We start from the raw sequence: 21,272 nt of genomic DNA, 5'->3' as shown, positions 1-21,272 counted from the left end.
TGTTTTTCGAATAGGGAGGGGTAGGGAGATAAATCTAAAATGATCGTGCTTATTGGATACGTTCGTTTCTTAATTCAAAATCCAAAATGGTTTTATTTTCAAGATTGCTCCCAAAACGATGTTACATTTAATAAACAAGGTGGTTTTTTCCCATGTAACCCTTTCATTAAATTTTCAGCTGCCAATTTAGACATATTATACTCACACTCCATAGTAGATGAGCCTATATGTGGCAATGTAACGATATTTTTTAGTTGTAGCAAAGGGTTATCTTTAGGTGTCGGTTCTTGTGTGAAAACGTCTATACCAGCTGAAAGAATGTCTCCATTTTTTAAAGCGTTGTATAGCGCATCTTCATCGACATTATTTCCTCGTGAACCATTAATAAAAATGGCCGTATTCTTCATTCTCTTAAATTGCTCATATCCCATTATTTTTTCCGTTTCCTTTGTTGATGGAATCATTAAACAAACAAAGTCAGATTTCTCTAAAAGCTCGTCTAATTCACAATAAGTTGCTTGATATTTTTCTCCTGCTTCTTTATTTTGAGAGCGGTTATGATAGAGGATTTTCATATTGAACCCGAAGTGAGCTCGGCGTGCAATTGCACTTCCGATATTCCCCATTCCAATAATTCCTAAAGTTTTATGATGAACATCAACTCCGTACTGATCAGGTTGCAAAGAGATGTCCCATTGCCCAGATTTAACAAAAGAATCTAGTTCAGGAATTCTTCTTGCAGTAGCAATAAGAAGCCCCAAAATGGCATCAGCAGTTGTATCATCTAAAATTCCAGGGGTATTCGTAGCCATAATTTTTCGTCTCGTAAGCTCTTCTAAATCTAAATTGTCATAGCCGACAGAAACATTACAGACAATCTTAAGATTAGGTGCAACATCTAACAATTCCTTATTTACTTTTAACGCTAACCCGATAATTCCATCGGCCTCTCTTATTGCCTGATCAAAGGCAGGATCCCCTATATATTCATGATTTTTAAAGTGTGTAACTTCAAAATCTTTTGCCAATTCTTTAATGACACGGTCGTCCACTCTCATATAAACTAATATTTTCGGTTTCATGACAAGCTCCTTCCAAGAGGCAGTTATATTATAGTAAAACATTATCATATAATCTGTCATGTAACCAATAATGAAGTGGAAGGTATATGCTTTTGGACGATAAATGGTATAATCTCAACGTATACATATTAGAGTAGAGTGGAGGTCAGATTATGGGATTTTTTGATGGATTAATGGGAAATGCTTCAGAAGTGAGCATAAGTGAAGTGGAAAAAGAATTTTCGAGAGTTCTAACAAATAGTGAGCGGATAGAAAAAGCATACAAACTTATTCGCGATTTGTTTATTTTTACAGATCAGCGTTTAATTCTTGTTGATAAACAAGGGGTAACTGGCAAGAAAGTAGAAATTCACTCCATTCCTTACAAAAATATCACTCATTTTAGTATTGAAACAGCTGGGAATTTTGACTTAGATGCCGAATTGAAGATTTGGGTATCTGGAAGTTCAACAGCGATCCAAAAGCAATTTAATAAGAGTTTAAATATCTATGAAGTGCAAAGTGTATTAGCCGAGTATGTCTTGAAGTAAGTTCAAAAACAGAATCAGCCCATCTAGTCATATAGATCTAATATTTAGAAAAGTGTTTGACTTTTTAGCGTTTTGTTATATACTGGGAAAGTAATTAATATAATAGATTAACTAGGGGTGTCCAATGAGTTGGGCTGAGAGACGAGCGCGTGAAAGCTTGTCGACCCTTTGGACCTGATCTGGCTCATACCAGCGTGGGGAAGTTTAAGAACTCATCATTTTGATGTTACATTATCGATTTGATACTACTTCTATCAATTAGCCGGGTCCAACCAATTATGTTGTTGGTTCCCGGCTTTTTTATGGTTAAGCACCCTTACTTCTTCCTGTATTATGTTCTAGATCTCGTCCTTTTGATCTAAAAAAAGGAGAAATTTATATGTCAACATCCTCATTAAACGAGAAGAACATTTCCATTATGTCTAGTTTTTCTGGAAGTAAAAAAGTGTATCTTGAAGGTTCAAGACCAGATATTAAGGTCCCAATGCGTGAGATCGAATTGAGTCCGACAACAGGAACGGTCGGAGAAGAAGAAAACCCTCCTGTTCGTGTCTATGATACTTCTGGTCCTTACACTGACCACAACTATTCTGTTGATATTACAAAAGGCTTACCTGCTATTAGAAGCAATTGGATTAAGGAAAGAAATGATGTAGAAGAATACAATGGGCGTGACATCAAGCCGGAAGACAATGGTTATGTCAATGAAGATGATCCCCGTGCAAACGATCAGGTGTTCCCTGGTCTGAAACGAAAACCTTTGCGTGCGAAGCCCGGGAAAAATGTGACTCAACTTCATTATGCTAAAAAAGGAATAGTTACACCTGAAATGGAGTTTATCGCACTGAGAGAAAACTTAGACCCTGAATTTGTACGTGAAGAAGTGGCAAAAGGAAGGGCGATTATTCCAGCCAATGTGAATCATCCTGAAACAGAACCAATGATTATTGGTCGTCAGTTTCATGTGAAGATTAATGCGAATATTGGAAATTCTGCGGTTTCTTCCTCTATTGAAGAAGAAGTTGAAAAGATGACCTGGGCAACTCGTTGGGGTGCTGATACGATGATGGATTTATCTACTGGTAAAAATATTCATACAACAAGGGAATGGATTATTCGCAACGCAGCTGTTCCGGTTGGAACCGTTCCTCTATATCAAGCATTGGAAAAAGTAAAAGGAATTGCTGAAGATTTAACTTGGGAAGTGTACAGAGATACATTAATTGAGCAAGCAGAACAAGGGGTAGACTACTTCACGATTCATGCTGGAGTTCTCTTACGATACGTTCCGTTAACGGTCAATCGATTAACAGGGATCGTTTCAAGAGGTGGTTCGATCATGGCTCAATGGTGTTTACATCATCACAAAGAAAATTTCTTATATACTCATTTTGAAGAAATTTGTGAAATTATGAAGGCTTATGATATTGCGTTCTCCTTGGGAGATGGTCTTCGTCCAGGCTCGATCGCAGATGCAAACGATGAAGCTCAATTTGCTGAATTAGAAACACTTGGAGAATTGACGAAACTCGCATGGGAACACGATGTACAAGTAATGGTCGAGGGCCCTGGGCACGTGCCGATGCATTTAATAAAGGAAAATATGGATAAACAATTAGAAATGTGTCATGAAGCACCCTTTTATACATTAGGCCCGTTAACAACAGATATTGCCCCAGGTTACGACCATATTACCTCAGCGATTGGTGCGGCAATGATTGGTTGGTTTGGAACGGCGATGCTCTGTTATGTGACGCCGAAAGAGCATTTAGGTTTACCGAACCGAGAGGATGTTCGAGAAGGAGTCATTACGTATAAGATTGCAGCACATGCAGCAGATTTAGCGAAAGGACATCCAGGAGCGAGAGTCCGCGATGATGCCTTATCGAAGGCCCGTTTTGAATTCCGTTGGAGAGATCAATTTAATTTGGCCTTAGATCCCGAGCGTGCCTTGGAATATCATGATGAAACACTGCCGGCTGAAGGTGCAAAAACGGCTCATTTTTGTTCCATGTGTGGGCCAAAGTTTTGTAGCATGAGAATTTCTCATGACATTCGTCAGTACGCAAGAGAAAATAGACTCGAAACGAATGAAGCAATTGAAAAAGGGATGAAAGAAAAAGCGGAACAATTTAAAGAGTCGGGTGGAAAGATATATCAGTGAACATCCTAAAAGGAGGTTTTACCGATGCAAGTCCATGATATTCAAGAAAAAATTGATCAATTAAAAAATCAACTTATCTACTGGGAACGTCATTTAAAAGACATACAAAACATTTGTAAGCATGACTTTCACAAAGAACTATTTTATAAAAGGTGCTTGAAATGTCAAAAGACAGAAGCGTTATATTATTAAACTAAATGGTACTCATGCCAATTAACGATGTCATTAGTAGTAGTGGAAAATGACTAGTAGCGCAATTGGCATGAGTCCTTTTTTTAAACTCGACAGCAGGAAACTTCTATTTATTTGTCGAATGATTGTATGATCAGTGGAGAATTTACTTTTGAGGTGCTAGATGATTAATAAATTTGTTATGCCTGAAGTGATCTTTGGCAATGGTTCAATTAGCCAAGTTGGAGAATGTTGTGTAAGACTTGGAGCTAAAAAGGTGCTGATCGTCTGTGATCCTGCAATCGTAAATGAAGAGTGGCTAGACATTATTCTTAAAAGTTGTACTGATGTCAAAATAGACTATTTTGTATTTAGTGAACTCACGGTGAACCCAAAAGACTACGAGGTTGAAGAAGGAAAAAAGCAGTATCTTTATCATGAATGTGATTCTGTCATTGGTCTTGGGGGAGGAAGTGCGATAGATGTAGCTAAGGCCATTGCGCTTATAGCAACGAATAAGGGAGAAATTCATTTATATGAAGGCATTGATAAAATTAATATTCCGTTGCCTCCGCAAATAATGATACCAACTACAGCTGGTTCAGGATCAGAAGTATCGCAATTTTCGATTATCATTGATTCGATTAAGAAAAAAAAGATGACAATTGTCTCTAAATCGCTTATCCCAGATATTGCGATCATAGATCCGCAAACGCTTTCTTCCAAGGAACCGCAGCTAACAGCATCGACAGGAGTCGACGTATTGACCCATGCAATTGAAGCCTATGTTAGTGTGGCTGCTACTCCTTTAACAGATGTTCAAGCGAAGAATGCTATTTCACTAGTAGCTAAGTATTTGCGACCTTCTGTGGCATCTAGATTAAATATTGAAGCGAAATCGCAAATGGCAATTGCGAGCTTACAAGCAGGCTTAGCATTTTCAAATGCGATACTTGGAGCGGTTCATGCCATGTCACATGCTGTTGGCGGAAGATTTCCATTTGCTCATGGTGAAGTGAATGCGGTGTTACTTCCGTATATAATGGAATTTAACTTAATTGCTTGTCCCGAGAAATTTGCTACAGTTGCTCAATTACTTGGTGAAGATATTATAGGACTATCTTCCATGCAAGCAGGTAAAAAAGGCATTGAACATGTTAAGAATTTATTAATTGATATTGGAGTTCCGAGGAGGTTGTCAGAAATGGGTTTAGTAGAAGAATACATTAAGGATATGAGTTTAGTTGCATTGGAAGATGCCTGCATGATTACAAACCCTCGCGAAATCACATTACAAGATGTAGAAGCATTATTTAGACAGGCACTGTAGGTGGAGAAAATGAAAAATAGGGTGGAAATGATCGATCTTTTAACGGGTGTAAAGTCTTCAAAGAGAAGCTATTACGCTGAGTTAAAGAAGACGGTTTTCGAGCTTGAGAAAAAGAATATGCAATTAGAAATTATTAATGAAGTAACGAAAAGCTTTAATGTAGATACGTCCATTGATACATTGTTACATAATATTTTAGAAAAACTTAACCAAATTTTCCCTGTTGAGCGGTTGTATATTTCTGTTATTGATAAAGAAGAGTTGATTTTAACAAACGTGTATCCTACAAATAAATTGACGCTGCAGCCTTTTACGTGTTTTCCACGGGAGAATTCTCTTTTTCGGTCAGTGTTAGAATCGAAAAAACCACTTATGAAGAATTTAGTGTTTGAAGAAAAAAAGGATGCGTTTTTTGAAGCTCTTACATTGATCGAAGTAGGTACACAATGTATTTTTTTATATCCGCTCGTATGTAAAGGAAAAGTGATAGGTGTATTTTGTTTTGAGAGCAAGGGACAAGTTGAATATGAACAAAGCGATTACTTGTTTTTTCAACAGCTTTCCGATCAGCTAGCTGCTTGTATTGAGAATGCACGGCTTTATAATGCAGTTTTAAAAAGCCAAAAGGAGTGGGAAGAAACGTTTCGCTCCGTCCCAAGTATGATCTTTATTGTTGATGTAAATGAAAAAATTACTTTATTTAACGATGCGGTAAGAAAGTTCTTTTCGGTTGATGACCGTTTTATCTTCCAACAAACCTTTCATCAATTGCTTGATATTCAAAAACTAGATAGTCCTTTAACAGAAACCTATCAAACGAAACAAATGACATCTCGGCAACTGACCATCCAAAATAGAATTTGCGAGTTAGAGTGTTATCCTTCGCTAAGTGAGGAAAATGAACTCACTGAAGTTCTGGTATACATGAATGATGTAACAGAGAAACTTCAAATCGAAGCTCAACTTATTCACTCAGGTAAATTAGCCGCAATAGGAGAGATGGCTGCTGGAGTAGCCCACGAACTCAATAATCCACTAACGGCTGTCTTAGGAAATTCCCAACTATTATTAAGAACGACCGAAAGAGAAACAAGTGAATTTAAATTGTTGCAAGACATTCACCAATGCGGTATACGGTGTAAGCATATTATTAGAAGCTTACTTACATTTTCACGTCAAGACGAATATTTATTTCAAGAATGCTCATTGAATCAGGTTATTGAACAAGTATTGAATTTAATACGTTATCAAATCGAACAACAAAATATAATGATTGATTTGCAGTTGGATCCCAATCTAGCGAGTATTAATGGAAGTTTGCAGCAATTAGAACAAATTGTCATTAACCTCTTGCTGAATGCGAAACAAGCGCTTGAAGAGATGGATAGTAATAGTAAAATAATTACAATTGAAACGTTTGAGAATATGGATGAGAAATATGGTGCGTTGGTCTGTATAAAAATATCAGATAATGGATCAGGAATAGACGATCGTATTATTCAGGAGATATTCAACCCGTTTTTTACGACGAAAGAAGCCATTAAAGGATCTGGACTAGGTCTCTCTGTCAGTCTAGGTATTGCTAAGTCACATGGTGGTACGATTGAAGTCGAGAGTATTCCTAGTGAGGGAAGTACGTTTACATTATGTATTCCGAAAAAAACATGAAAGAGGAAGAAAATTGAGCAAAACACCGAACATATTAATCATTGATGATGAAGTAGAAGTCGGCAACTTTTTGAACCATCTGCTTTCTAGCAAAGGATATGATGTATCAGTGGGCTATAGTGGTACCGACTGTAATCAGTTATTGGAAAGGGAACATTACCATTTAGCGATGCTTGATGTGAAATTACCTGATACAAGTGGTTTATCTTTATTAGCGAAAGTTAAAGCTAAATTTCCACTTTGTAAAACCATTATTATGACTGGCTATAGTACTGTTAAAACGGCGGTTGAAGCGATAAAACTAGGGGCAAATGATTATATTGAAAAACCATTTGATGACATTGATCAATTAGAAACATTAATTGATGAATTGCTCGATGGGACCGTAACATCAGAACAAAGCACGATGGATAAACTAGCCAAAGATTCAGGATTTATGATTGGTGAGAGTCAAACGATGAAGCAGCTTGTAACCATGGCTTATAAAATCTCCAAAAAAAATGTCAATGTGTTAATCGAAGGAGAGACGGGTACTGGGAAGGAAGTGCTTGCCCATTATATCCATTTAGCAAGTAAACGAATGGAACATCCTTTAATCGGAATTAATTGTGGGGCTATCTCAGAAGCTTTATTAGAAAGCGAATTGTTTGGACATGAGAAAGGATCATTTACAGGTGCTTTTAAAGAGAGAAAAGGTGTCTTTGAAATTGCGAGTAGTGGAACATTATTTTTAGATGAAATTGGTGAGGCTTCATTATCTACACAAGTAAAACTCCTGCGGGTTTTGGAAACGGGAGAATTTATGAGAGTAGGAGACGAATCGATTCGGAAAACAAACACACGAATTATTGCAGCCTCTCACGTTAATCTAGTAAATGCTGTTCAAGAAAAGAGGTTTAGAGAGGATTTATTATATCGATTGGATGTTGTCAAACTAACGATTCCTCCACTACGTGAAAGAAAGGAAGATCTCCCATCGCTTATTACCTACTTATTAGAAAAACACCATTCCAGCCTGCATTTTTCTAATGAAGCCATGAATGTATTAATGGAATATGATTGGCCAGGAAACATTAGGGAATTGAGCAATGTAATCAAACGAGCTGTAGTACTAGCTGATGGTGAAGTGAATATTATAGGTACAGACTATTTACCTGAGAAGTTATTAAGTAGTCAAACACACTCTCCCCCCGAACAACTTCTTGATAGAGAAGAAAGTTTTGAGGTTTATTTGAAGAGGTGGAATCAAAAAATCCTCTCATTATGGAAAACAGAGGGTGAGGTAGATTTGTCATCTGTTTTAATTCAAGTAAAAGAACTCGAGACAGAAGTAGGGAAAGCCTTTGTACAAAGAACGCTTAAGTCGACGATTGGTGACCGTAAAGTGGCAGCAGAACGATTAAATATATCGATGCGAAAACTACGCTATTTATTAAATGAGAAAGGGAGTTCATAAAAAAGGGAAAACGAGACATAGGAGCACTAGGCTCTTATGTCTCGTTTAATTGGTCACGTTCTTTTGCTGTAAATATTCTTGAACGTGTTATAAATCGTTTTCCTTCAGGTCCTTCAAGTGAGAACATTCCACCACGACCTTCAACTACGTCAATAATGAGTTGAGTATGTTTCCAATATTCGTATTGGGCTGAACCGATGTAAAACGGGCATCCAGCTATTTCACCTAGTAATGTATCGCTGTCACCAATGATAAATTCGTTATCGGCATAACACATCGGTGAACTTCCGTCACAACATCCTCCCGATTGATGGAACATGAGGGGACCGTGTTTCTTTTTTAAGTACCTAATAAAATCAATAGCTTCTTCTGTGACAGTGACCCGTTTGACCATAGGAGCCTCCTTTGCCTGTGTTTGGATCGAAGATAAATTTACCTTTGCAAAAATAAGAGAGTCACTGGCTCCGTCCGTTACGCGCGTCCTATGAGAACCCCGCTCATAGGACGCTTAAAATGCTTCGAGAAAACCCCAAAAGGTGAAAAGCATACCTTTTGGGGTTTTCTCTTAAAAGAATCCTAATGCATCTGGGCTGTAGCTAACTAACATGTTTTTCGTTTGTTGGTAGTGAGTAAGCATCATTTTGTGATTTTCTCGTCCGATTCCTGAAGCTTTGTAACCACCGAATGCAGCGTGGGCTGGGTAGGCGTGGTAGCAGTTTGTCCAGACGCGTCCAGCTTCGATATTACGGCCGAAACGATAAGCGTTATTGATGTTGCGGGTCCAGACACCGGCTCCAAGGCCATATAATGTATCGTTTGCGATCGATAGAGCTTCTTCTTCGGTTTTAAAAGTTGTTACAGATACGACCGGACCAAAAATTTCTTCTTGGAAAATCCGCATCTTATTGTGACCTTTGAAAACAGTCGGTTGAATATAGTAACCGTTTTCAAAATTTTCAATTGTATTTCTAGCACCACCAGTTAAACATTCAGCGCCTTCTTGTTTCCCAATATCTAGGTAAGATAGGATTTTTTCCAATTGTTCATTTGATGCTTGTGCGCCCATCATCGTTGAAACATCTAACGGATTCCCTGTTTTAATTTCCTTTACTCTAGCAAGTGCTCTTGACATAAACTCATCATAAATAGATTCGTCAATTAGAGCTCGGGAAGGGCATGTACAAACTTCACCTTGATTCAACGCAAATAATACAAAACCTTCAATTGCTTTATTTAAAAACGCATCATCTTGATCCATTACGTCCTTAAAGAAGATGTTTGGTGATTTTCCACCAAGTTCAAGTGTTACAGGAATAATATTTTGTGAAGCATATTGCATAATTAAACGGCCTGTTGTTGTTTCGCCGGTAAAAGCGACTTTCGCAACTCTAGAACTTGTAGCTAATGGCTTACCAGCTTCAAGACCAAATCCATTTACTATATTTAGTACTCCAGGAGGGAGGAGATCCTCTATTAATTCCATCAATACCATAATCGAAGCTGGTGTTTGCTCTGCGGGCTTCAATACGATGCAGTTACCAGCAGCAAGAGCAGGAGCAATTTTCCAAACGGCCATTAGAATCGGGAAATTCCATGGAATGATTTGTCCGACTACACCTAGTGGTTCATTAAAGTGATAGGCTACCGTATCGTCATCAATTTGACTTAGTGAGCCTTCCTGTGCGCGGATTGCTCCAGCAAAATAACGGAAGTGATCGACCGCCAGTGGGATATCTGCATTTAGGGTTTCACGAACAGCTTTTCCATTATCCCAAGTTTCCGCAACCGCTAACATTTCTAGCTTCTCTTCTAAGCGATCCGCAATTTTATTTAGAATGTTTGCACGACTAGTAGGAGATTTTTTTCCCCAAGCTACCTTTGCATGGTGTGCAGCATCAAGAGCTAATTCGATATCTTCGGCAGTAGAGCGAGCAACCTCGCAAAATACTTCACCTGTAACGGGAGTCACATTTTCAAAATATTGCCCTTTTACCGGTGCAGTCCATTCCCCGTTAATGTAGTTCTCATATCTCTTTTTAAACTGAACCTTTGCATTCTCTGTTCCTGGTTGACCATAAATCATATACATTTCCTCCTTGTTAATAGAAGAGCAATTATCTCCCCTAAAAATAGTCTATTGAACCGCTCACATCATTCTATTACAGGGGTTACTAGAATATTACATCGTTAAAACAATTCTTCCATTTATTTGTCCTTTTTCCATCTTTTCGAAAACTTCATTTATACTATCAAGCGGAGCCGTTTCAATATTGGTTTTCACTTTACCTTGGGCAGCAAACTCAAGTGCTTCTTGCATGTCTTTGCGAGTACCAACGATCGATCCTCGTACTGTTACGCCGTTAAGGACTGTATCAAAGATTGGGATCGGTAAGTCTTCATGAGGAAGACCAACTACTACAAGGGTTCCACCTCGTTTAACGGATTGGTAGGCTTGTTCAAAAGCTTTTTTTGTTACAGCAACACTAATGGCTGCTTGGACGCCACCGACTTCCTCTGTTATTGCTTGAACTGGATCTAGCTTAAGCCCATTAATCGTTTTATCAGCACCTAACTTAGTTGCTAACTCTAATTTATCATCTTGAATATCAACGGCGATCACATTAAATCCCATTGCTTTTGCATATTGGAGGGCGACATGTCCAAGTCCTCCTATACCATAGATGGCTACCCAATCACCAGGTTTTGCCTCTGACACCTTTAATGCTTTATAAGTCGTTACTCCTGCACATAAAATAGGAGCTATTTCTACTGGATCAACGTTATCAGGAATTTTCGCCACATAATGGGCAGGGGCCTTGCAGTATTCTGCATACCCACCATCAACAGAATAGCCACCGTTTTCTTGGTCAGGACAAAGAGTCTCTCTACCAGTTAAACAATATTCACATTCACCACATGCAGAAAAGAGCCATGGAATACCAACTCGATCGCCCACTTTAATGTTTGTCACACCCTCACCAACTTCTGTTACAATTCCAACACCTTCGTGACCTGGTATTAATGGAAGTTTTGGCTTAACTGGCCAATCACCATGGGCTGCATGTAGATCTGTATGACAAACTCCACAGGCTTCAATTTTTACTAGAACTTCACCACGTTCGATTGTAGGCACTTCCATCTCTTTAATCTCTAATTTTTGGTTATACTGATTAACAACAGCTGCTTTCATTTTAAAACCTCCCATTTCATGTATTCATTATTTACAGTGCAAATAGTGTGCCAATATTGAAAACCCTTACATAATAGGATTCATTCGTCTATTTTCTTCTTTTCGGCCGTTTAATTGGAAAATGTGCCGATAATTCGGCGAGATTTGCCTCTATTTTGGCCTATTTTCTGATTTGCTTAAGGCAAGGGGGATGAGCTTGTATTCGTTAATCCAATACACGTAAAAAGCAGGAAGGAACTCAATGATAACTCTCCCCAATGCTATAAAGAATCCAAAGTTATTGGACAACTGATAAATGCCAAACTATGAGGAAGCGCCAAATCAGAGATCAGTTCACTAGACAACTTATGATCATTGAAGGTTTCATCTAAATATCATTTAAACATATCTCCCCAAATTTATTTGTTGTATTAAGAGGTGGGAAGGTAAAGCGGCTTTTTATAATGAAGATGTCACGTGAAGATTTCTTGTTGAAGTGGAAGGTTTTTGTCAAGAGGAAAGGGATCAAACGTGCAACAAGCTACTAGAAACAGCAACAAAAGAGTAGAGGGATTTAGGTTGGTATAAATTTGCGAAACGTGAATTGGAATGTCTGCTCGAGCAATATGAGCTTAATTAAGCTCAGTTGAACGATTAGATGAAGAACTAGGATAAAATTTTATCGATTTTTGATTACCCCTAGTATATGGGGGAGTAGTTAATAAAAGAGTGAAGAAATAAGTTATAATGCGACGTTTAGTGGAACGAGTATGGCTACCCCTTATGTAGCAGGGACCATCGCCCTAATGTTAGATGCTGATGGAGAGTTAACGACCAACCAAATAAAAGATATTCTGTTTGGAACTGCAGAGGATTGGGGAAAAGCTGCTAAGGATATCGATTACGGCTTCGGACGATTGCAAGGCTACCAAGCAGTCATGACAGCCGCTAATGAAAGGGGAGATCTGCCAGAAAGCCCTGCCCACATTTCACAAAGTGGCTCTTTACAAAATCGATCACGAGACGTATGGGAATACACAGTGACCAATTTATCCTACCCTATCTCTGTAACCATAATTCAAGAGAATGAGAGAAATGATTTTGACCTATATATCTATGATCCAGATGGAAATTTAGTAGGGTACTCCTATACAACGGACAGACAGGAAAATGTTTCATTTGTCCCTCGAAGAACAGGTAACTACTTCATTGAAGTGTATAGTTTCCGTGGTAGAGGAAATTAGCCATTAAAATTCGGTAAACTTTTCTCGGAATCAACACGTCTAAATTTCAAAGTAAAACCCTCCTTTTTTAGTACCTTGCCATCCTATGAACAGAATCAATAAAAAGCATAGGTCATTATGCCGAAATTTGTATGCCATATAAAAATGATTAAAAAGACCGATGTTTCGGTCTCTTCGGAAAACACTTTACCCCCTATTAGTCCTTTCAAAACACATCAAAACGATCTTATGGGATTGTTTCGCTAATGAAACCATTGAAGAAGACCATGCTATAAAGTAAGTTTACTTTTTCTATCCTGGTAAGGTTTATAGACATTGAATTAATATTCCAACATGGTACGAGATGGTGGGGTATGAGGTACTCTGGTACGTAGTCGATGATGCTTCATATGCTTGAACGACTGATGTATACCATATTAAGTTATTGAGTTTAGAATCGTGTTTTATATTGTTTCAATCACTAAATATAAATTAATTTTAGTTAATGATATTGATACAAAGAAAAAGGCGAGGAAAGCTCGGGAAGGAAGTTGTGACTTGAGTGTCATTTTAGATGGAAAGCTTAAGTTCATTGTCTTTGGTGGGGTTCTTATTTTGCAGCTCAACAAACACCAATTACCCAATTAAGTATCAGGTAACCTATTTTATGAAGAATTACATAACATGTATGTAGACAACCTCAAAATCACCTGAAATGAGAAAGACAGACAGGAAGTGAAGTTATATGTATAAAGCATTTTTTTTTACCCTTTCCAAATGGATTTTTTTTGGAGCAATTATCGGTCTAATGATTGGTTCAACAACAGCCTTCCTCTTAAACATGAACGATTATCTTGGAGAAGTACGAGAGCAAAATTCTTGGCTTATTTATTGTCTCCCTCTAGGAGGTATGGTTTTAGGGTACATATATATGAATTATGGAACGAGTGCTGGACAAAACTTGTACAAAGGAAATAACCTCGTAATCGAAGGGGTTCATGGAAAAAACAAGATACTGCGAAGGTTGGGACCACTTGTCTATTTGGGAACCTTTATTACGTCTTATTTGGTGGATCGACAGGCAGAGAAGGTTCCGCCATTCAAATGGGAGGAAGTGTCGCTGAAGTTGTAAACAAATTTTTTAAAGTAAACATAATCGACACGAAGATTTTACTGATGAGTGGAATAAGCGCAGCCTTTGGTACACCGATTACCGGTGCTGTGTTTGGAATGGAAATGGTCGCTTTAGGTAAGATGAAATATGAAGCTCTTATCCCATGTCTTGTAGCAAGTTTTGTAGGACATTTTATGACCGAAAAAGCTTGGGGAGTTGAACATGAAACATTTATTATACAGTCCATCCCAGAACTATCAATCATGTCGTTTGCAAAAGTAATTCTGTTAGCCATTCTGTTTAGTCTTGTAAGTGTATTATATTGCCAATTAAGACATGGAATTCATAAGGTTTCTGAAAAATATACAAAGCAAAATCATATGATTAGAGCTTTTGTTGGAGGAATGATGATTGTCGCCTTAACGTATATAGTAGGTTCCTATGACTATAATGGTCGTGGTTTAGACATGCTAGAAGAATCATTTAAACATGACGTTCCTCCCTATGCCTTTCTTGCTAAGTTAGTCTTCACAGCGGTTACTTTAGGAACTGGTTTTGTAGGTGGAGAGGCTATCTCATTATTTTTTATTGGTGCTACGTTAGGAAATACTTTAGATCATTTTATTGACTTCCCAATGTCTTTTCTTGCCGGCTTAGGTATGATCGCAGTATTTTGTGGCGGTGCGAATACTCCTATAGCAGCCTTTCTGTTGGCGGTTGAGATGTTTGGGGGAGAAGGGATGGAATATTTTTTTTTTGGCGTGCTTAACAAGTTATATTTTTTCAGGTCACCATGGATTGTGGCCTTCTCAAACAATGTATGAACCGAAAAGTCGATTATATAAAACGACTATTGGTCAAACGATTGAGAGTATTGAACAAAAGAAAAAGCTTTAGTATTAAGAAGGTTCTGGTGAACAAAGGTACTTATGTTTGCAATATTTTTTAAGGCTTTCTCCAATTTATCTGAATAACTTTTCCCCGTTTGTTATAAATACAGAGGAAACATCTCGCAAAGCCAGCCTGGATGATCGCTCTGGGAAGTTTGGTTAATAGAAGTTCTGAAGGAGAGCGATTTACCTCTTTCAGGGATTTTTAATCATGCGCTCTTTTACTAGAGAATATCTGTTATTATTGCATGGAAGGAGAGGGATTTCATGAATATCTTCCAACGCATATATGAAGCAATCATGCTTCTACTTGTCATGGTCACCTATTATGACTCTTTGGTTAGATCACTCTTCTAAATCCTGCATCAATTGGGTGGTATGGTTTATTTTTTTTGTTGATTTTTGTTATCGTGTGTTCAAGTCTTCTAGTAAGTGGCCTTCATAAAGCAGAACCCGTTTTTGTTGATTGCGATTATTCCGTTTGATCCATTCTTTCAAATTGCTCGTTTTGTTCGTGTTATGTATTTCTTTCGGCTGAAAACCATTACGAAATTCTACATACATCCGCTGATTTTGAAGGTGACTTATCCATCGAGGCTCCTTTTAATGTTGCTGTTAGCTTTTTTATCAATAGAATCCGTTATTATTTGGTCTATAGAAGAAAATATTACTACGTTATCAGAAGCGTTCTATCATGTCTTTTTTTAACTTTTCTTTTTTGGCCAACGAATAACCGAAGGGGAAAAAGTGGTCAGCCTTATTTTCTTTGTAAGTACAACAGTTTTAGGTGTCTTGCTTCATGGAATAGCTCTTCAATGGTTCTTTACGAAAGTAGACCTATATGATCAACGATTTAAGAAGAGCGGAAGAAATGAGAATCATACCAATACTAGTAGCTAATCTCTTACTTGATTAAACTAGTGTAATGGCAATCTATGTATCTAGTCGTTCTTTTTACTTAGTAAGTATTTTCGTTTACTTCATCCACGTGGTGGTTGGTATTAAGCAAAAGGTAGAAAAGGTACTACCCTTATTTAAAATGGTTTGGTCACCCTAGTTTTGAATCACAGATATAACATTTACGAACACGAAAAAGAAGAGGCTTCCTAAGAGCAAAAACGAGGCATTTTAGAGAACGCTTGTAAAATAGGGGAACCTTTTTTAGTGGTCTTTCTTCTTAGCCGTATAAGTTTTTTTGGTTTTTTGTAACCTTTTTTGAAGACTTGTCGTTTTATATGCAAGAAAGTAAGATCGATTAAATTCGGAGGTTAACAACGATGGAAGAACAACTAATTGAACGGGCGAAGCAAGGAGATGATGATGCCTTTCAGCAATTAATTGAAGGGCATTTAAAAACAGTTGAAAAGTTTGCTTTTCAAATTGGGGTGTCCCCAAGTCATATCGAAGACGTGACCCAAGAAGTTTTCTTGAAAGTCTATCGTTTTATTCATAAACATAATCGTGGTAAGTTTACAACATGGCTTTATTCGATCACGTTGAATGTGATCAGAGATTTTTACCGTAAAGAAAAACAGATGAAACGCAAAACCGTTGAACTTCAAAAATACGCGACGCAACAAACGTATATAAGTGACCATTTTGATGAAGAGGCACGAGAGTTACATCAGATGATTCATCGATTAGAAGAGAAGTATAAAGTGCCGATTGTGCTCCATTTCTTTCATGGACAAAATTATCAAGAAATTGCTAATGTTTTAGGTGTAACTGAAGGAGCTATTAAAACGAGAATTTTAAGAGCGAAACAAAAGCTAAAAGCAGAGTATGAAAAAGTAGGTGAGCAGCTATGAGTCAGAATAATAATTTTGACAAAACAATGGAACGACTTAATCAATACTATGATCAAATGCCAACACAATCTTCCTCTGCGAATATTATGGCTAATATTAAGAAAAAGAAGAAACGAAATTGGGCAAGGCATTATCAGCGTTGGCAAGTCGCCGCACTAATTGTTCTCATGATTGGGATCGGCTATGTACTAGGGGTCAGTCAACTATCTGGTCAACGTGATACGGCACACCAAACTGAACTAACTGCAGACAAAGGATTGCCAGAGGAGAGCATGAGTATTGCGGCTGTTGAGGAAGCAGAAGACCAGGTAGAGGTGTTTAATGCGGAACAAGCCGAGACTAGACAAATTCCAGCAGAGCTTACGGATGACGAGGATTCGATACCGCTTGAAATTACCAATGAAGAAGGTATGCAAGAGGTCATTCAAGTGAAACCTTTTCAGGATGATATTTTTGGTTTTACGACAAGGTATGATGAACGTTTGGTTGTTGAGGAAGTGGCTTATGATGAAGGCAGAGCGATTCAATGGTTTTTTCATAATGACAATGGCCGAGTTGAGCCAGTTGTTCTTGAAATTTTCCAATTGAATAATCCTGGTGATCAAAAGGAACAAATTGAAGCTTATAAGTCAATGATGAGTGAGATGGGGTATAGGGAGGCTTCTTCAGAGAACTATATGAAGGGTATTAATATACCAGCACAAGGAATTGAAGAACTTCTATTTGAAAAAGATGGAATTTACGCACATGTGATTCCAGCTGAGCATGGGGAAAACGTTTACTTCTTTAAGACAAGTTTATTTGCACCGGATTCTGATTTTATTGAGTTCTCAGGAGGGTTTGGCAGAAATGTTAATGTGATCTACAACGAATTTAGTTGGATCTATAATTAGAATAGTAGAGGCGGCTATTTCAGTCAGCCTCTTTTCTTTGTTCTTCATCTAGAATGTAGTAACATATACCATATAAGGGGAATACATACTAGTGTGTTGAAGGGAGTTTGATGAGATGACGACTTATAAATCAAGAGAAGAAGTCCCGTTAAGTGAAAAGTGGAATTTAGAGGATATTTACCCAGACCTATCCGAATGGGAGAAGGACCTGAAATCTGTTGAGGAACGAACGGTCAAGTTAAAAGAATTTGATGGGAAGATTCAAGATGCCAAGTCTCTATATGAGTATTTAACACTAAGTGAAGAAACTGGCTACACGTATAAAAAGCTTTTTGTTTACACGATGTTTCAAGTGGATATCGATACGAGAGATACGAAAGCGCAATCACTACAAGACCGGGCAAAGGCTCTTGGAGTAAAGCTTAGTTCAGCCACTTCTTTCTTCATGCCATTCTTACTAAGTCTCGAAGAAAAAACGTTAAAGGATTATATCCAAGAAGTTGAAGGTTTGAAATATTTCGAAGAAGACCTATTTGAATCATTTCGTTACAAAAAACATGTATTAACAAAAGAGAAAGAAGAAGTCCTTTCTCAATTAGGAGAATCCCTCTCTGCTCCTAGTAATACGTTTGGAATGATTAATAATGCCGATATTAAATTTGGTGAGGTAACGAATAAAGAAGGCGAAAAAGTAGAACTGACCAGAGGGATGTACTCTAAATTAATCGAGGATGACAATCGTGAGGTTCGAAAAGAAGCGTACAAAGCTTACTATAAGCCTTATGTTCAGCTTAATAATACAATCGCCTCGACGTTATCTGCTGCTATAAAAAACAATGTTACCTTATCAAAAATGCGTCAGTATCCATCAGCATTAGAGAAATCGCTATTTTCTGATATGGTCCCTAAAGAAGTGTATGACAATTTGATCCATGCAACAAAAGCGAATATTGAGCCGTTGCATCGCTATACGAACATTCGTAAAAAGACCTTAGGGCTAGAAGAATTACGCCAGTATGATCTGAATGTGCCACTAGTTCAAGACGTGAAAGAAGAAATCTCGTTTGATGAAGCATATGATACGATGTTAAAAAGCTTAGCACCGCTTGGGGAAGAATATGTGGAAGCATTACAAAGCTTTAAAGAAAAACGCTATTACGATGTAAGAGAAACGCCAGGTAAAAGATCAGGTGCTTACAATCTGGGACTTTATGGGGTTCATCCATTTGTTTTATTAAATCATCAGGATGATTTAGATAGTTTATTTACGCTTGTTCATGAATGTGGGCATGCCATGCACTCTTGGTATTCATCTAATCATCAACCACAGATCTCAGCAGGGTATTCGATTTTTGTTGCTGAGGTTGCTTCAACCGTGAATGAAGTGTTACTCATTCGTTATTTACTAAAAAATACACAAGATGAGAAAATGAAAAAGCACTTACTTAACCATTTCATTGACAGTTTTAGAGGGACCTTATTTACTCAAGTGATGTTTTCTGAATTTGAAAAGGTTACACATGAAAAAGTTGAAAATGGAGAACCATTAAACGCTGAAGTCTTTAATGAGATTTATGAAAATATCTTTAGAGAATACAATGGCGATGAGATTGTATTTGATGAAGAGGTCAAATATGGTTGGTCTCGTATCCCACATTTTTATCGTCCATTTTACGTATACAAGTACGCAACAGGATATGCTTCTGCTATTCATATTGCTGATCAACTTCTTGAAGGAAAACCGGAGACACTTGAGAACTATTTAACTTTCTTAAAGAGTGGAAGTTCAGACTATCCATTAGAATTACTTAAAGCTACTGGTGTTGATTTAACAAAGCCAGAACCTATACAGAATGCCCTTGCCATATTTGGCGACTTAGTTGATGAGTTTTCATCTTTATAAAACTTTATTGAGACCTACAATTAAATGTGTAGGTCTTTTTTTATGTATTTTTTTATGTTCTAATCGCATCTTAATAGATAGTTGTATCACATTTAAGGAAAAATAATGTGGTAGAAGGAGATTGTATATGACGGAGAAGAAGGCCAAAGGTTTAGTCATTTTAGCAATAGGGTCGATTCCTCTAATTATGACTTTGGGAAATTCAATGCTAATCCCAATCTTGCCAAGAATGGAAACAGAACTGGGTATCACAACGTTTCAAGCTAGTTTAACGATCACGGTCTTCTCGATAACGGCTGCTATCGCCATTCCCATTTTGGGTTATATGTCTGACCGTTTCTCGCGAAAATCGATTATCGTACCAGCACTTACACTGTATGGCATAGGTGGTTTGTTAGCAGGTGTTGCGGCTGCATGGTTTAATAGTCCTTATATCTGGATTATGGTAGGAAGGGCTTTACAAGGCCTTGGGGCAGCGGGAACAACACCCATTGCGATGGCACTTACCGGTGATTTGTTTAAAGGAGGAACACAAAGTAAGGTGCTTGGGATTGTAGAAGCCTCAAATGGCTTTGGGAAAGTACTCTCACCAATTGTCGGTTCCCTTTTAGCATTATTGGTTTGGTATGGACCGTTTTGGGGATTTCCAGTATTTGTTCTTATTTCACTTTTACTCACAGTTTTCTTTGTGAAAGAAAAAAAGAAAAAGAAAGAAGCTCCTCCAATTGGGAAATATGCGAAAGGGTTATTATCAGTATTTAAACATGAAGGCAGGTGGTTGTTTACTGCTTACTTAGCAGGGGCAACATGTTTATTTACGATTTTTGGGATTTTGTTTTATTTATCGGATACGTTAGAAACACAGTACAATATTGATGGAGTCAGAAAAGGTTTAATCTTAGCCATTCCATTGTTGTTCATGATGATCACATCATTTACAACTGGGAGTAAAATTGGTAAAGATTTACAAAGGATGAAAAAACTAATTGTATTTGGATTTTTATTAATGACAGCTTCGTTTGCAACATTGATCTTTTTCGAAAAACTGTGGCCATTTATCGCAGTTCTAGTTGTCTCTAGTATCGGCACAGGCATGGTTCTGCCATGTTTAAATAGTTTGATTACTGGCTCTGTTGGGGCAGAAAGAAGGGGGTTTGTCACATCCTTATATGGCTCAGTTCGTTTCTTAGGAGTTGCAGCAGGACCACCCATTTTTGAGGCACTTATGAATTGGTCAAGAACGGGGATGTTTTTAGCAACCGCAGGATTAACTCTTTTAGTAGGACTTCTCTGTTTGCTGTTGATTCATGTGAAAAATAAAACGGGATCAAAGGAAGAAGATAGTGAAGCTCATACATTATTTAGAAAATTTCAATTAACGACAGAATAACTTAGGAGGAACCAACTTGCAAATTTATTTTTCTCCCGAATTTATAAAAGAAGATGCCCAAGTTTTAAACATTGTGACAGATGATAATAAGCCTGTAGGATATTTGGCTTTTCTTATGGAACCAGAAAAGAAAAAGATGTACGTCTATGGGATGTTACAGGAAGAAGGAGTTTGTGAAGATTTTAAAGATTTAGTGAAACCATACTTAGATGGGCTAACGAAATTAAAGCCAGACTTAGAAGTGTATTCATATTTATCTGTAGGTGGGAAAAAAGTAGAGGTTGGATCAGAAAGCGAGAAAGAAGAATAGGGAGTAGTACCATAATTGGGAGTTGAAATAGCATATCTATATGTCGCTTCGACGTTCTTAAATAAAAGAACCTCAATTTGATTGGTTAAGGGCTACCTAATGAGCGAATTTGGTTCTGAATTTTGTTCTTTATGAAATTTGAGTTACCTAAAGAGCGTATTAGGGGCCTGA

At 37.6% G+C, this 21,272-nt stretch carries 18 protein-coding genes, 1 pseudogene and 1 riboswitch; of the genes and pseudogenes, 15 read left to right on the top strand and 4 right to left on the bottom strand.

The annotated features are described in order from the left end of the window. Positions 1 to 98 precede the first annotated feature (98 nt). A complete protein-coding gene (locus tag PQ474_RS15020) occupies positions 99 to 1,082 on the bottom strand; it encodes a 2-hydroxyacid dehydrogenase (protein WP_273844844.1) in 984 nt (327 codons plus the stop codon). Positions 1,083 to 1,234: 152 nt separating this feature from the next. Between PQ474_RS15020 and PQ474_RS15015 the strand changes: the two genes are divergently transcribed. From PQ474_RS15015 to PQ474_RS14990, 6 genes are all read left to right on the top strand, one after another. Next, complete coding sequence (locus PQ474_RS15015) at positions 1,235 to 1,612, top strand: PH domain-containing protein (RefSeq protein WP_273844841.1); 378 nt, start codon at positions 1,235 to 1,237, stop codon at positions 1,610 to 1,612. Positions 1,613 to 1,715: 103 nt separating this feature from the next. Next, a riboswitch (TPP riboswitch) is annotated at positions 1,716 to 1,830 on the top strand. Positions 1,831 to 1,991: 161 nt separating this feature from the next. Beyond that, on the top strand, positions 1,992 to 3,776 hold the full coding sequence (thiC, locus tag PQ474_RS15010) for a phosphomethylpyrimidine synthase ThiC (protein ID WP_273844839.1): 1,785 nt from the start codon (positions 1,992 to 1,994) through the stop codon (positions 3,774 to 3,776). A gap of 24 nt (positions 3,777 to 3,800) precedes the next feature. Beyond that, a complete protein-coding gene (locus tag PQ474_RS15005) occupies positions 3,801 to 3,968 on the top strand; it encodes a serine protease (RefSeq protein ID WP_273844837.1) in 168 nt (55 codons plus the stop codon). A gap of 163 nt (positions 3,969 to 4,131) precedes the next feature. Continuing rightward, positions 4,132 to 5,277, top strand: a complete 1,146-nt coding sequence (locus PQ474_RS15000) for an iron-containing alcohol dehydrogenase (RefSeq protein WP_273844835.1) — start codon at positions 4,132 to 4,134, stop codon at positions 5,275 to 5,277. A gap of 9 nt (positions 5,278 to 5,286) precedes the next feature. Next, positions 5,287 to 6,945 carry a GAF domain-containing sensor histidine kinase gene (locus tag PQ474_RS14995; protein WP_273844832.1) on the top strand — a complete coding sequence of 553 codons (1,659 nt, stop codon included), beginning with the start codon at positions 5,287 to 5,289 and terminating at the stop codon, positions 6,943 to 6,945. A gap of 13 nt (positions 6,946 to 6,958) precedes the next feature. Then, complete coding sequence (locus PQ474_RS14990) at positions 6,959 to 8,401, top strand: sigma-54-dependent transcriptional regulator (protein ID WP_273844829.1); 1,443 nt, start codon at positions 6,959 to 6,961, stop codon at positions 8,399 to 8,401. Between the two features lie 34 nt (positions 8,402 to 8,435). Here PQ474_RS14990 and PQ474_RS14985 read toward each other — a convergent pair whose 3' ends face one another. From PQ474_RS14985 to adhP, 3 genes are all read right to left on the bottom strand, one after another. Beyond that, positions 8,436 to 8,795 (bottom strand): DUF779 domain-containing protein, encoded by a 360-nt coding sequence (locus PQ474_RS14985; protein ID WP_273844827.1) that lies wholly within the window; start codon positions 8,793 to 8,795, stop codon positions 8,436 to 8,438. Between the two features lie 171 nt (positions 8,796 to 8,966). Then, positions 8,967 to 10,484 (bottom strand): aldehyde dehydrogenase, encoded by a 1,518-nt coding sequence (adh, locus tag PQ474_RS14980; protein ID WP_273844824.1) that lies wholly within the window; start codon positions 10,482 to 10,484, stop codon positions 8,967 to 8,969. Between the two features lie 96 nt (positions 10,485 to 10,580). Next, positions 10,581 to 11,591 carry an alcohol dehydrogenase AdhP gene (adhP, locus tag PQ474_RS14975; RefSeq protein ID WP_273844822.1) on the bottom strand — a complete coding sequence of 337 codons (1,011 nt, stop codon included), beginning with the start codon at positions 11,589 to 11,591 and terminating at the stop codon, positions 10,581 to 10,583. Between the two features lie 716 nt (positions 11,592 to 12,307). On the opposite strand from adhP, the gene PQ474_RS14970 reads away from it, so the two are divergent. From PQ474_RS14970 to PQ474_RS14930, 9 genes and pseudogenes are all read left to right on the top strand, one after another. Further along, complete coding sequence (locus PQ474_RS14970) at positions 12,308 to 12,814, top strand: S8 family serine peptidase (protein ID WP_273844909.1); 507 nt, start codon at positions 12,308 to 12,310, stop codon at positions 12,812 to 12,814. Between the two features lie 724 nt (positions 12,815 to 13,538). After that, positions 13,539 to 13,925 carry a voltage-gated chloride channel family protein gene (locus PQ474_RS14965; protein WP_273844820.1) on the top strand — a complete coding sequence of 129 codons (387 nt, stop codon included), beginning with the start codon at positions 13,539 to 13,541 and terminating at the stop codon, positions 13,923 to 13,925. Beyond that, a pseudogene (locus PQ474_RS14960) lies at positions 13,877 to 14,731 on the top strand (chloride channel protein); the annotation flags it as partial. The gene PQ474_RS14965 and the pseudogene PQ474_RS14960, both read left to right, overlap by 49 nt. Positions 14,732 to 15,256: 525 nt before the next feature. Further along, positions 15,257 to 15,505, top strand: coding sequence for a hypothetical protein (locus PQ474_RS14955; RefSeq protein WP_273844817.1), 249 nt, complete (start codon positions 15,257 to 15,259; stop codon positions 15,503 to 15,505). A gap of 569 nt (positions 15,506 to 16,074) precedes the next feature. Further along, positions 16,075 to 16,605 (top strand): RNA polymerase sigma factor, encoded by a 531-nt coding sequence (locus tag PQ474_RS14950; RefSeq protein WP_273844815.1) that lies wholly within the window; start codon positions 16,075 to 16,077, stop codon positions 16,603 to 16,605. Further along, positions 16,602 to 17,498, top strand: coding sequence for a hypothetical protein (locus PQ474_RS14945; RefSeq protein WP_273844812.1), 897 nt, complete (start codon positions 16,602 to 16,604; stop codon positions 17,496 to 17,498). The genes PQ474_RS14950 and PQ474_RS14945 overlap by 4 nt, the downstream gene beginning before the upstream one ends. Before the next feature lie 115 nt (positions 17,499 to 17,613). After that, positions 17,614 to 19,401, top strand: coding sequence for an oligoendopeptidase F (pepF, locus tag PQ474_RS14940; RefSeq protein ID WP_273844810.1), 1,788 nt, complete (start codon positions 17,614 to 17,616; stop codon positions 19,399 to 19,401). Positions 19,402 to 19,528: 127 nt separating this feature from the next. After that, on the top strand, positions 19,529 to 20,791 hold the full coding sequence (locus PQ474_RS14935) for an MFS transporter (protein ID WP_273844808.1): 1,263 nt from the start codon (positions 19,529 to 19,531) through the stop codon (positions 20,789 to 20,791). A gap of 16 nt (positions 20,792 to 20,807) precedes the next feature. Beyond that, entirely contained in the window at positions 20,808 to 21,101 is a 294-nt protein-coding gene (locus PQ474_RS14930) for a hypothetical protein (protein ID WP_273844806.1), read from the top strand. The last annotated feature ends 171 nt before the right edge of the window (positions 21,102 to 21,272 follow it).

The sequence above is a fragment of the Halalkalibacter alkalisediminis genome, from assembly GCF_028610705.1.
Classification (GTDB): Bacteria; Bacillota; Bacilli; order Bacillales; family Bacillaceae_D; genus Halalkalibacter; species Halalkalibacter alkalisediminis.
The sequence above is the reverse complement of the archived record's forward strand: the minus strand, read 5'-3'. Positions and strand labels throughout refer to the sequence as shown.

Bases quoted from the DNA above. Each gene is read 5' to 3' on its own strand.
- PQ474_RS15020 (WP_273844844.1), bottom strand. From the start codon at position 1,082: ATGAAACCGAAAATATTAGTTTATATGAGAGTGGACGACCGTGTCATT.
- PQ474_RS15015 (WP_273844841.1), top strand. From the start codon at position 1,235: ATGGGATTTTTTGATGGATTAATGGGAAATGCTTCAGAAGTGAGCATA.
- thiC (WP_273844839.1), top strand. From the start codon at position 1,992: ATGTCAACATCCTCATTAAACGAGAAGAACATTTCCATTATGTCTAGT.
- PQ474_RS15005 (WP_273844837.1), top strand. From the start codon at position 3,801: ATGCAAGTCCATGATATTCAAGAAAAAATTGATCAATTAAAAAATCAA.
- PQ474_RS15000 (WP_273844835.1), top strand. From the start codon at position 4,132: ATGATTAATAAATTTGTTATGCCTGAAGTGATCTTTGGCAATGGTTCA.
- PQ474_RS14995 (WP_273844832.1), top strand. From the start codon at position 5,287: ATGAAAAATAGGGTGGAAATGATCGATCTTTTAACGGGTGTAAAGTCT.
- PQ474_RS14985 (WP_273844827.1), bottom strand. From the start codon at position 8,795: ATGGTCAAACGGGTCACTGTCACAGAAGAAGCTATTGATTTTATTAGG.
- adh (WP_273844824.1), bottom strand. From the start codon at position 10,484: ATGATTTATGGTCAACCAGGAACAGAGAATGCAAAGGTTCAGTTTAAA.
- adhP (WP_273844822.1), bottom strand. From the start codon at position 11,591: ATGAAAGCAGCTGTTGTTAATCAGTATAACCAAAAATTAGAGATTAAA.
- PQ474_RS14965 (WP_273844820.1), top strand. From the start codon at position 13,539: ATGTATAAAGCATTTTTTTTTACCCTTTCCAAATGGATTTTTTTTGGA.
- PQ474_RS14950 (WP_273844815.1), top strand. From the start codon at position 16,075: ATGGAAGAACAACTAATTGAACGGGCGAAGCAAGGAGATGATGATGCC.
- PQ474_RS14945 (WP_273844812.1), top strand. From the start codon at position 16,602: ATGAGTCAGAATAATAATTTTGACAAAACAATGGAACGACTTAATCAA.
- pepF (WP_273844810.1), top strand. From the start codon at position 17,614: ATGACGACTTATAAATCAAGAGAAGAAGTCCCGTTAAGTGAAAAGTGG.
- PQ474_RS14935 (WP_273844808.1), top strand. From the start codon at position 19,529: ATGACGGAGAAGAAGGCCAAAGGTTTAGTCATTTTAGCAATAGGGTCG.